Source organism: Protofrankia sp. CiP1_Cm_nod2, assembly GCF_920664355.1.
Classification (GTDB): domain Bacteria; phylum Actinomycetota; class Actinomycetes; order Frankiales; family Frankiaceae; genus Protofrankia.
In genome coordinates this window covers 3,437-14,995 of record NZ_CAKKTL010000134.1, presented here as the reverse complement: position 1 = coordinate 14,995, position 11,559 = coordinate 3,437, and the positions used below count along the sequence as shown (strand labels likewise).

Genomic DNA, 11,559 nt, shown 5'->3' with positions numbered 1-11,559 from the left:
GGCGCGGCTGGCGCGCGCGGGCCGGCCGCCGGTGACCGGGCCCGCCCGGCGGGCCAACGGCATCATGATCATGATGCTCGCCCGTCCGGGGACCGGGTATCGGCCGGGGCCGGTCAGCGGGCAGGGGAGCGCGGGCCGTCGGCTGGATGGGGCGGCCCGGCCGAGGCCGTCTCCAGCGCGGACGACATCGAGGCCACCGATCGGTTCACCAGGCTTCCCGGCGAGGAGGGCCGTTCCGGCGCCGCTGGTCGTCCCGCTCAGGCGCGTACCGGGCGCGCCCGGGTGGACGCCGCTCCCGCCAGGGGTGGTTCCGGCCCGGTCCGTGCCGCCACCGCCGCCGACGCCGCCTCTGGCACCGATTCCGACGCTGATACCGACTCCGGCTTCGACGCCACCGCTGACGCGCGGGCCCGGCCGGGTGCCGCGTCCGCGCGGCGCCGTCCCTCGCGTGCGCGTCCGGCCGTGAGCCTGCTGGGCCTGCTGCTGGTGATCGCTGTCATGGTCGTCGGGTTCTCCGTCGGGCAGGCTGTCGCGGTGCCGGGCTCGGTCAGCGTGCAGTCACGGATCAGCGGCTGGGCCCGTGGCCATAATCTGGCGTTCCTCGTCGAGAGCGTCGACAGGTTCCGCTGATCGTCGATGTTCCCGGTGCCGCTGGCCGGGTTTCGATGATCGTTGCTGCCAGCTGGCGACTTGTCCGTATATTGATAAATATGTCGGATGGTAGTGTTTCATTGTTGCCTGATTTTCTGTTACCATGCGAGATGTTGATAAAATGGGGTGTAGCTCCCAAATAGTCCATCTACGCTAGCCGCTGTTTTGCAGTTGGTCATTGTGATGGTTGTTGTGCGAGGAATTCACTTCCGGGCTCTTGCGCTCGGGGCTTCCTGCATGTGAATCTGCATAGACAGGTCTGTCGCGCTCTGTCACAACATGTGCGACTTGGCGTGATGTTGGTCGGGTGGCGTCCCGGCCTGTCATCCGCGGCAGGAGGCTTCGCGTGCGTCCATATTCCACGCGTCCACACAGCAACGGCCCACGTGTCATCCGTCCGGCGGCCGGTCGTGCCGCGGACGCCTCCGCGGCCGAGGATCCCCGCGTCAGAGCATCGGCCCTGGCCGCCCCTGCCCCGCCGGGCCGGGAGCCGACCGCGGAGGAGGTCGACGCGATCGCCCGGGCGGTCTTCGCCAGCCCGCTGGTCGCCGCCGTCCTCCGCGGCCGCCTCCAGGTGGACTCCATCAGGATCTCCACCGGCTCGCCCGACTGGGCGTTCGTCGCGCTCCGGCCGCGTGAGCACGATCTCGACCCGGCCGTTGCCGTGCTGCGCTGGAACGTCAGCGGCGGCTGGGTGCTCGACCAGGTCGGCACGGCCCAGGTCGGCGTGGGCCGGGTCCCGGTGGCCGTGAGCGACGAATTCGATCTTGATGATGGACGATAGGGCGTGTCGGGCCTCCCACGCGGCCGGATACCGTTGTGAAGGTGTCCACACCGGCGGACGGCTCCGACGTGCCCACCACCCTGGCCGGGTGGCTGCGCGGCCTGCGGGATGACGCGCTGGCCCGGCTGCTCACCCTGCGGCCGGATCTGGCCACCCCGCCCCCGCCCGACTTCGACGTCCTCGGTGCCCGGCTGGAGATCCGGGTGAGCGTCACCCGCGCGCTCGAGCGGCTCGACGTCTTCACCCTCGAGGTCTGCGAGGCGTTGACACTGCTCCCACCCGCGGTGAGCGCGGCGGAGCTGTCGACGTTCTGCGGGGGCGCGGACGTGACAGCGGCCCTGGCGACGCTGCGCGAACGCGGGCTGGTGTGGGGGGACGACGCGGCCGTCGTGCTCGTCGGCATGGTCCGTGACCTGCTGGGCGAGCGTCCGCTCGGGTTCGGCCGGCCGTTGCGCGCGTGCCTGGGCGGCCATCGGCACACCCAGCTGGCCCGGCTCGCCGCCGCGGTCGGCGTCGACCCGCGCCGGGACCGGGGCGCGGCCACCCGCTCGGCCCTGCTCGACGAGCTGGCCGCCGTGCTGGCCGGGCGGGAGCGGGTGTCCAGGCTGGTCGAGGAGTGCGGCCCGCGGGCCCGCCAGATCCTCGACCGGCTCGCCGCCGGGCCGGCGCTGGGGCACACCGGCGACGCCGGGCGCCTGCTCGCCGCCTCCGACGCCCGTACTCCGGTGGAGGAACTGCTCGCGCGCGGCCTGCTCGTCGGTGTCGACGAGGAGACGGTCGAGCTCCCCCGGGAGGTGGGCCTGGCCCTGCGCGGCGACCGGCCGGCGGGGACGCTGCACGTCGACCCGCCCGCGCTCACCGGCCGGCAGATCGATCTCGGCCAGGTCGACGGCGCCGCCGCGCTTGCCGCCGGCACGCTGATCCGCCTGGTGACGGCCCTGCTCGAGGCGTGGGGAGAGGCCCCGCCCACCCCGCTGCGCACCGGCGGTCTCAGCGTCCGGGACTTCCGCGCCACCGCGAAGCTGCTCGACGTCACCGAGACGGTGGCGGCGGTGGTCGTCGAGACCGCCTACGCGGCCGGGCTGGTCGACGGCTCCACCGGGACGGACACCCAGATCATGCCCACGACGGCCTACGACCGGTGGTCCGTGGAGACCCCGGCCATGCGGTGGGCCGTCCTGGCCGAGGCGTGGCTGCACACCCCGGACGTCCCCGGCCTGGTGGGGGAGCGGGACGACAAGGGCCGCCAGCTCGCGGCGCTGTCGCTGGAGCTGCGGCGGCGCAGCGCGCCGGAGCTGCGCCGTCTCGTGCTGGACGCGTTCGCCGCCGCGCCCCACGGGCTCGCGCCCACCCCCGCCTCGGTGCGGGAACTGCTCGCCTGGCGGATGCCACGGCGCGGCGGGCCGTTGCTGGACAGGATGGTCGACTGGGTCTTCGCCGAGGCGGAGCTGCTGGGCCTCACCGGCCGGGGCGCGCTGTCGGCCGCCGGGTGGGCGCTGGTCCGCGGCGAGGCCGGGGCGGGGGTGAGCCGCTCCGAGCTGGCGGCGGCGCTCGGCCCGATGCTGCCCGAGCCGGTCAGCGAGCTGTTCGTGCAGGCCGACCTCACCGCGGTGGCGCCGGGCCCGCTGGTGCCGGAGATCGCCGCCGAGCTGGCGCAGATGGCCGACGTCGAGTCCGCGGGCGCGGCCACGGTCCACCGGTTCTCCGAGTCGTCCCTGCGGCGGGCGCTGGACGCCGGGCGGACCGTCGAGGACATCCGCGGCTTTCTCACCCGGGTGGCCCGCGGGGGCGTACCGCAGACGCTGGACTACCTGGTGGACGACGTCGCTCGCCGGCACGGGCGGCTGCGGGCGGGGCCGGCCGCGTCCTACCTGCGCTGTGACGACACCGCCGTCCTCTCCGAGGTGGTCGCCTCCCGGCGGACCCAGGCGCTGGGGCTGCGCCGGATCGCGCCGACGGTGGTGATCAGCGCGCTGCCCATGCCCAAGCTGCTGGACGGGCTGCGCGCCGCCGGTTTCTCCCCGGTGGGGGAGGGCCCCGACGGGCGGGTGGTGCTCAGCCGGCCGGAGGCGCACCGCACACCGGGCCGGCCGCGGCCGCCGGGCGGTGCCCAGGCGCGGGGCGGCCGTGACGAGCAGCTGCGCGACATGGTGCGGATGATCCGCCGCGGGGACGAGGGCGCCCGCACGGCGCGGGCAGCCGCTGCCGCGGCCGGCTCGCTGGCCACGGGGGCTGACGGGGCCGACGGGATGGTCCGGTCCGCGCCGTTGATCCTGGTGACGCTGCAGGGGGCGGCCCGCGCGGGCCGCCGGGTGCTGCTCGGATACGTCGACCAGCAGGGGACGCCCCGTGACCAGGTGGTCCGCCCGCTGACCGTCGAGGGCGGCTGGGTCACGGCCTGGGATCAGCGCACCACCTCGACCCGGCGGTTTGCGTTACACCGTGTGACCGGCGTCCTCGATATGGAGGACGCGCTCACGGGCAGTGAGATCAATAGCTACCCCTGGCTCTACGAGCCGGGCGGGATGGGCGGTTTCAGGGCCGCTTCCGCCCCCCGAGCCGGTCTCGGCGTCGGGCCGGCGGCCGTGAGCCCGATCGCCGTGGACACTGTCACCGTGCACACCGCCGGTATGGACGCCGTGCACACCGCCGGTATGGACGCCGCCGGCGGGCCGACGGCCGTGCCCGACCAGGCGCATCCACGGACGGCTGACGCGGAGGACATTCCCGGTCTGCCCTGACAGCGGCCAGGCCCGCCCCGCTTCCCGGTGGCCACCGGAGTCTCCCGATGACCGGATGCCGGCGGCCGGGCCGCTGCGCGGCCGGACCGCCCGGACAGCGCCCGCCGCGGGCGGTGACGACGGCCCCGCCCCGGGGCCGTCGACGAGCATGCGAGAATCGGCGGACGCGCTCGGTGCCCGCTTGCCGGCCGGTCTGGTCCGGCTGCCGGTCCGCCTGACGCAGTGCCGTGACATCGTCGTCCTGGAAGCCCTCGGACGCCGCGGGCACTCCGGGAGCCCTGGGAACCTCGGAAATCCCGGAAGCCTCGGAAACCTCGGAAGGGTGGTGAGACGTGCCCGACGGCCCGTTGATCGTCCAGTCGGACAAGACCCTGCTACTGGAAGTCGATCACCCGCTGGCCGGCAACGCGCGGGCCGTGATCGCGCCGTTCGCGGAGCTGGAACGTTCACCCGAGCACATACACACCTACCGGATCACCCCGTTGGCGCTGTGGAACGCCCGGGCCGCCGGCCACGACGCCGAACAGGTCGTCGACGCGCTCGTCCGGTTCTCCCGCTACGCCGTTCCGCACGCGCTGCTCGTCGACATCGCCGACACCATGGACCGCTACGGCCGGCTGCGGCTGGAGAACGACCCGGTGCACGGGCTGGTGCTGCGCACCGTCGACCGCGCGGTGCTCACCGAGGTCGTCCGGTCGAAGAAGGTCGCGCCGATGCTCGGGCAGCGCCTCGACGACGACTGCGTCGCGGTGCACCCGTCCGAGCGGGGGCGGCTCAAGCAGGCACTGCTGAAGATCGGCTGGCCGGCCGAGGACCTCGCCGGTTACGTCGACGGTGAGGCGCACCCGATCGAGCTGCGCCAGGACGGCTGGGAACTGCGCAGCTACCAGAAGGGCGCGGTGGCGGGTTTCTGGGAGGGCGGCTCGGGCGTGGTGGTGCTGCCCAGCGGCGCGGGCAAGACCATCGTCGGTGCCGCCGCCATGGCGCACGCCCGCGCCACCACCCTGATCCTGGTCACCAACACCGTCGCCGGCCGCCAGTGGCGGTCGGAGCTGCTCAAGCGCACGTCGCTCACCGAGGAGGAGATCGGCGAGTACTCCGGCGAGCGCAAGGAGATCCGTCCGGTCACCATCGCCACTTACCAGGTGATGACGGCCCGCCGCAAGGGCGAGTACCTGCACCTGGAGCTGTTCGGCGCCCGCGACTGGGGGCTGATCGTCTATGACGAGGTGCACCTGCTGCCGGCGCCGGTCTTCCGGATGACCGCCGACATCCAGTCCCGCCGCCGGCTCGGCCTGACCGCGACCCTGGTGCGCGAGGACGGCCGGGAGGGCGACGTCTTCTCGCTGATCGGCCCCAAGCGCTACGACGCCCCCTGGCGCGAGATCGAGGCCCAGGGCTGGATCGCGCCGGCCGAGTGCACCGAGGTGCGGGTGACCCTCACCGAGGACGAGCGGATGGCCTACGCCGTCGCCGAGGCCGAGGAACGTTACCGCATGTGCGCCACCGCCTACAGCAAACGGGCGGTGGTGCGCCGGCTGGTGCAGCGGCACGCCGACGACCAGGTGCTCGTCATCGGCGCCTACCTCGACCAGCTCGACCAGCTCGGCGAGCTGCTCGACGCCCCGGTCATCCAGGGGTCGACCCGCAACCGGGAGCGCGAACGCCTGTTCGAGGCGTTCCGGTCGGGGGAGATCAGCACGCTGGTCGTCTCCAAGGTCGCGAACGTGTCGATTGATCTTCCGGAGGCGGCGGTCGCCATCCAGGTCAGCGGCACGTTCGGCTCACGTCAGGAGGAGGCGCAGCGGCTCGGGCGGGTGCTGCGCCCGAAGGCCGACGGCCGGGGCGCGCACTTCTACACCGTGGTCTCCCGGGACACGATCGACCAGGAGTACGCCGCGCACCGCCAGCGCTTCCTCACCGAGCAGGGCTACGTCTACACGATCGTGGACGCCGACGACATCCCCGACCCCGCGTAGCCGTCCAGCCGCGCCCGGCCGTTCGGCCCCGAACGGCCGGGCGACGGTCACTCCGGGTTTGGTGGGTCCACGAGGGTGGACGGAATGATCGTGCAGGGTACCGGTGTGGTCACCGTCAGCTCCTCGTCCCCGGTCGCGGATCCCAGCGGTATGTAGGCGCCGTCGACGAGCCGGTAGGCGTCGACCCGCGGGCCGTCCGGGTCGACGAGCCAGCAGTCGGGCACGCCGTGGTCCCGGTAGAGGTCGAACTTGAGCGTCCGGTCGTAGCGGCGGCTGCCGGCCTCGGCGACCTCGACGACCAGCAGCGGCAGGCTAGTGATCCGTTGCGGGCGGTCGTCGTCGTCACCGGCCGCGGCCACGACGATGTCGGGGACGACCTCGCTGCGCGGCTCGATCCGGACGCTGACGTCACGGGTGTGGACGCGCATGTCGGCCGGGGTGGCCTCGACGAGCAGCCGGACCAGGCGTTTGGTCACCCGGGCCTCCAGCGGCGTCGGCCACGGGCGGATCACGAACATCCCGTCGACGAGCTCGAAGCGCGGGTCGAGCGCGAGCTCGTCGAGGTCCGTCACGGTGAGCGGCGGGGCGGGCAGCGTCAGGACGGGACGGAGCGACCGTGTCGCGGAGCCGGGAGCGGGCACGCCAGTAATGGTGCCTTGTGACCCGGAGACTGTCTAAATGTTCTTCGCCGGGCCGCTGTCAGCCGAGGCCGCGGGAGTCCTGCTTGAGCGCGGTGTCTATGGTGAGCGCGGAGGCGACCACCAGGCCGCGCAGCGGATCCGTCAGCGGACGGTGGATCTGGACGACGTAGTTGTCAGCGGTGGTGAACAGGGTGCGGGCCAGCCCCTCCCAGGTCTTCGTCACCCGGGCGATCTCGGTGCCGCTGTGGTCGACGATCGAGAAGTTCCACGCCCGCCAGTTCTCCGTTTTGATCATCCCGATGGGCGTCCCGCCGGTCTCCAGCGCGAAACGGATCTTACCGAAGATGTTCTGCTGGACGATCTGGCCGATCTCGAAGCCGTCCGGCCGGGTGACGATCACACGTGACCTGAAGACCTTCGCCGGCCGGGTGAGGACCAGATGGGCCACGCCGGCGCTGTCGCGCACCTCAAGCCGGTGGGTGAAGAACTGGTCGAGCGAGCTTACGAACCGCACCGCTTTCTTCAACGCGCTCTGGCCGATCTCGACAACCGAACCGATCTGGTTGCCGGCCTGGTCGAACACGGCGTATTCGTTCGTCAGTTCGATGAGCTTGGTCTTCTGGTTGACCACCAGGACCGGTTCGGTGAAAAGCGTCCCGCCACCGCCGTGGACGGGTCGCACGCCCGCCTGCTCGGAAAGCTGGCGCCGGATGCGGTCCGGTGTGTAGCTGGTCTGTACCGGCGCGTTCTGATAGCCCTGTGGAGTTCCCCAGCCCTGCGTGGGTGCCGCCTTGCCCGGTGATCCTGGCTGCCCCGATGGCGTGTCGCTGACCTGGTCGGTCCAGGTGGTGCCGTCCCAGTAGCGGAAGCCGTGCTGGCCGGACGGGTCGGCGTACCAGCCGGCCGGCGGCGTGGTCTGGGTCATCTCGTACACACTCCCGGTCATGGTGCTGTCCGCGGCCCACCGCGCGCCCATGGTGGCGGTAATCCCACCGGAACCGGCGCTTCACGAGAGTATGCCCGACATGCTCGACAAACCGCCGCAACCGCCGTTGACATCGCATACACGACGGATGACACCCGCGGCGCAGGCGTGACACAGGTATGACACAGGTATGACGTAGGTATGACGCGGGCATGGCAAAGGGGCGGCCCCGCCGTTGGGACCGCCCCTTTTTATCCTTTTTGCGTGAAATGCAGGCGATGGGCCTCAGAAGTCGAGGTCGCCGCCGCCGCCGGGCACGGCCGGGGCCGGGTTCTTCTCCGGCTTGTCGGCGATGACGGCCTCGGTGGTGAGGAACAGCCCGGCGATCGACGCGGCGTTCTGCAGCGCCGAACGGGTGACCTTGGCCGGGTCGATGATGCCGGTGCCGATCAGGTCGACGTACTCGCCGGTGGCCGCGTTCAGGCCATGGCCGGCGGGCAGGTGGCGGACCTTGTCGACCACGACGCCGCCCTCAAGGCCGCTGTTGTAGGCGATCTGCTTGATCGGCGCCTCCAGGGCGAGGCGGACGATGTTCGCCCCGGTGGCCTCGTCACCAGAGAGGTCGAGCTTCTCGAAGGCGGTGACCGACGCCTGGAGCAGCGCGACGCCACCACCGGCGACGATGCCCTCCTCGACCGCGGCCTTCGCGTTCGAGACGGCGTCCTCGATGCGGTGCTTCTTCTCCTTGAGCTCGACCTCGGTGGCGGCACCGACCTTGATGACCGCGACACCGCCGGCGAGCTTGGCCAGCCGCTCCTGCAGCTTCTCGCGGTCGTAGTCGGAGTCCGACTTCTCGATCTCGGCGCGGATCTGGTTGACCCGGCCGGCGATCTGGTCGGGGTCGCCGGCGCCCTCGACGATCGTGGTCTCGTCCTTGGTGACGACGAACTTGCGGGCCTTGCCGAGCAGGTCGACCGTGGTGCTCTCCAGCTTCAGGCCGACGTCCTCGGAGATGACCTGGCCACCGGTGAGGATGGCGATGTCACCGAGCAGGGCCTTGCGGCGGTCGCCGAAGCCGGGGGCCTTCACCGCGACGCTCTTGAAGGTGCCACGGATCTTGTTGACGACCAGGGTGGCCAGGGCCTCGCCCTCGACGTCCTCGGCGATGATCGCCAGCGGCTTGCCGGCCTGCATGACCTTCTCCAGCAGCGGGAGCAGGTCCTTGACCGCCGAGATCTTGCTGTTGACGATGAGGATGTACGGGTCGTCGAGGACGGCTTCCTGGCGGTCGGCGTCGGTGACGAAGTACGGCGAGATGTAGCCCTTGTCGAAGCGCATACCCTCGGTGAGCTCGAGCTCGAGGCCGAAGGTGTTGCTCTCCTCGACGGTGACGACGCCTTCCTTGCCGACCTTGTCCAGTGCCTCGGCGATGAGCGCGCCGATCGCGGGGTCGCCCGCGGAGATGGACGCCGTGGAGGCGATCTGCTCCTTGGTCTCGACCTCCTTGGCCTGCTTGGAGAGCTCCTCGGAGACGCGCTCGACCGCGACCTCGATGCCCTTCTTCAGGCCCAGCGGGTTGGCGCCGGCCGCCACGTTGCGCAGACCCTCGCGGACCAGTGCCTGGGCGAGGATCGTCGCGGTGGTGGTACCGTCACCGGCGACGTCGTTGGTCTTCTTCGCTACTTCCTTGACGAGCTCCGCACCGATCTTCTCGTACGGGTCCTCGAGCTCGATCTCCTTGGCGATGCTCACACCGTCGTTGGTGATCGTGGGGACGCCCCACTTCTTCTCCAGAACGACGTTGCGGCCCTTCGGGCCGAGTGTGACCTTCACGGCGTCGGCCAACTGGTTCATGCCGCGCTCCAGGCCGCGCCGTGCCTCCTCATCGAAGGCAATGATCTTCGGCATGGTGTCGTGGTCCTCCCAGGGGAATGGCTGTTCAATGGCCTGGCCAAGACGACGCCCGCGACGGACGGCCTGGTGGCCTCGTCGCTCAGCCCTGGCACTCGAAGCGGGTGAGTGCCAGCTCCTGTTTAGCACTCGAGGTGGGTGAGTGCAAGCTCGCCCCCCGTTGCGCCGCACGGCCGGACGGCCCGCCGCGGGCCCGGCCGCACGCCGGCCGCATGCCATCGTCCGGCCCGTGAACCACCGGTGAACCCCGTGCCGGTCACGTGCCCAGAACTCCGTTGAACTGAACAGATCGCCACGCGGGCGTCAAGCGACTACGGCGAAGCCCTGGCTGCCAGCCCAACGACGAACCCCCGCCGTTGCGCGCTGGAAGGACGGGGGTTCGCGGTGCTGGGGCACGTTCGCACGTCGCGATCGCCGACCAGGACGGTGCGGTACAGCTCAACCTGAATCTACCCAACGGGGCCGGGACGGTGCTGCGGGTGATCGGCGATCCACGTCCATGCGGTCCATGTGCCGTGTCACGGGCCGGTGGTGCCAGGCGTTTTCACGCCCGCCCTGGGGCACGTCGTCCGTCCGTGGCGTCCTCGGCCTCCCAGCGCAGCAGGTCGCCCGGCTGGCATCTGAGCACCTCGCGGAGCGCGGCGAGCGTCGCGAAGCGCACCGCCCTGGCGCGGCCGTTCTTGAGTACCGCCAGGTTGGCGGGCGTGATCCCTACGCGGTCCGCGAGCTCGCCCACGGACATCTTCCGCCTGGCCAGCATCACGTCGATGTCGACGACGATCGGCATCAGATCACCGTTGATAACGGGGACGTCGATGCCGTTGATACGGATGCTGCGGGCCATCGCCACCTCCTCGTGTGGTTTCCATGAGGTGCGGACAGGCCGGCGCCGCTTCCGGGCATGGTGGTATCCGGGAAGGGGACGGCGTGGGATCATGGGAGTCGTCCGTGTCGGTCGTGGAGGTGCTCGCGGGGATGGCCACGCCACGGCTGTCGAAGCGAAGTCGCGGAGGTGCCACCATCGGCATGCGCTCCATCGGCCTGTCCGGATCCGGCACCGGAGGGTCCCCGGCACCCGATCCGGACGGACAGACGCGTGCCCCAGGGAGATCATCTACCACAACCTCCGACACGCCGACGAACCCGGGAGGTTGTGGTGAGAGATCGACATGCATCCTGACCTGCAACGACACAGAATTTTTAGATCATCTCACCATGATCCAAAAGATCTTCAAAAGGAGGTTGTGGTTGGATCTTGCAAACCCCCAGCTCAGACGGGGTACAATTCGGACAGCGGTCCCCGCGATCTACAAATCCGAGCCGGATTGAAACGCGCAGCTGGCCCACCATGGTGGTGGCGGCGGTAGTCCCCGCGATCTACAAATCCGAGCCGGATTGAAACCTCGACGAAGGGCTGCTCGCCCTCGCCGAACCGGTGTCCCCGCGATCTACAAATCCGAGCCGGATTGAAACCTCGGCGGCTGCCTCCCCCAATCCTTTAGCGGTCGTCCCCGCGATCTACAAATCCGAGCCGGATTGAAACTCAGCATGAGCCGGTCTATGATGTCCTCCATTTTGTCCCCGCGATCTACAAATCCGAGCCGGATTGAAACGTTTCTCCCCCACCCGAGCCTTACTTTTCTCAATTTGGTCCCCGCGATCTACAAATCCGAGCCGGATTGAAACGAGGGGGCCGGCCGGCGGGCCGGGGAGGGGGCGGTCCCCGCGATCTACAAATCCGAGCCGGATTGAAACTTGCGCTACCGCCCTTAGGGCGGCGTTATGCGCCGTCCCCGCGATCTACAAATCCGAGCCGGATTGAAACCCGAGCTGGGCGAGATGACCCGCCGGTTGTAGCGTCCCCGCGATCTACAAATCCGAGCCGGATTGAAACTGTGAGCTTCGCCACGCGTTGCTCGTTGGGGAG

At 70.5% G+C, this 11,559-nt stretch carries 7 protein-coding genes, 1 pseudogene and 1 CRISPR repeat array; of the genes and pseudogenes, 4 read left to right on the top strand and 4 right to left on the bottom strand.

The genetic code is table 11. From position 1 onward, the window contains the following. The 4 genes and pseudogenes from NBW84_RS15325 to NBW84_RS15310 form a co-directional block, all read left to right on the top strand. Positions 1 to 630 (top strand): annotated as a pseudogene (locus NBW84_RS15325) (hypothetical protein); the annotation flags it as partial. Positions 631 to 997: 367 nt separating this feature from the next. Beyond that, the gene (locus tag NBW84_RS15320) at positions 998 to 1,435 is read left to right on the top strand and encodes a hypothetical protein (RefSeq protein ID WP_250285418.1); all 438 of its coding nucleotides are present in this window, start codon (positions 998 to 1,000) and stop codon (positions 1,433 to 1,435) included. Positions 1,436 to 1,470: 35 nt separating this feature from the next. Further along, a complete protein-coding gene (locus NBW84_RS15315) occupies positions 1,471 to 4,176 on the top strand; it encodes a helicase-associated domain-containing protein (protein WP_250285416.1) in 2,706 nt (901 codons plus the stop codon). 332 nt (positions 4,177 to 4,508) lie between these two features. Further along, entirely contained in the window at positions 4,509 to 6,155 is a 1,647-nt protein-coding gene (locus NBW84_RS15310) for a DNA repair helicase XPB (RefSeq protein ID WP_250285415.1), read from the top strand. A 47-nt stretch (positions 6,156 to 6,202) separates the two neighbouring features. Here NBW84_RS15310 and NBW84_RS15305 read toward each other — a convergent pair whose 3' ends face one another. The 4 genes from NBW84_RS15305 to NBW84_RS15290 form a co-directional block, all read right to left on the bottom strand. Beyond that, the gene (locus NBW84_RS15305) at positions 6,203 to 6,796 is read right to left on the bottom strand and encodes a Uma2 family endonuclease (RefSeq protein ID WP_250285414.1); all 594 of its coding nucleotides are present in this window, start codon (positions 6,794 to 6,796) and stop codon (positions 6,203 to 6,205) included. 58 nt (positions 6,797 to 6,854) lie between these two features. Beyond that, complete coding sequence (locus NBW84_RS15300; RefSeq protein WP_250285420.1) at positions 6,855 to 7,721, bottom strand: phospholipid scramblase-related protein; 867 nt, start codon at positions 7,719 to 7,721, stop codon at positions 6,855 to 6,857. A 285-nt stretch (positions 7,722 to 8,006) separates the two neighbouring features. Continuing rightward, positions 8,007 to 9,629 (bottom strand): chaperonin GroEL, encoded by a 1,623-nt coding sequence (gene groL, locus NBW84_RS15295; protein ID WP_250285413.1) that lies wholly within the window; start codon positions 9,627 to 9,629, stop codon positions 8,007 to 8,009. Positions 9,630 to 10,176: 547 nt separating this feature from the next. Then, the gene (locus tag NBW84_RS15290; protein WP_250285419.1) at positions 10,177 to 10,419 is read right to left on the bottom strand and encodes a helix-turn-helix domain-containing protein; all 243 of its coding nucleotides are present in this window, start codon (positions 10,417 to 10,419) and stop codon (positions 10,177 to 10,179) included. A 509-nt stretch (positions 10,420 to 10,928) separates the two neighbouring features. After that, a CRISPR array of direct repeats spans positions 10,929 to 11,526; the repeat unit is 36 nt; unit sequence GTCCCCGCGATCTACAAATCCGAGCCGGATTGAAAC. Positions 11,527 to 11,559 lie beyond the last annotated feature (33 nt).

What these genes read in the sequence shown, in the direction of transcription:
- NBW84_RS15300 (WP_250285420.1), bottom strand. Translation starts at nt 7,721, where the DNA reads ATGACCCAGACCACGCCGCCGGCCGGCTGGTACGCCGACCCGTCCGGC.
- groL (WP_250285413.1), bottom strand. Translation starts at nt 9,629, where the DNA reads ATGCCGAAGATCATTGCCTTCGATGAGGAGGCACGGCGCGGCCTGGAG.
- NBW84_RS15290 (WP_250285419.1), bottom strand. Translation starts at nt 10,419, where the DNA reads ATGCCGATCGTCGTCGACATCGACGTGATGCTGGCCAGGCGGAAGATG.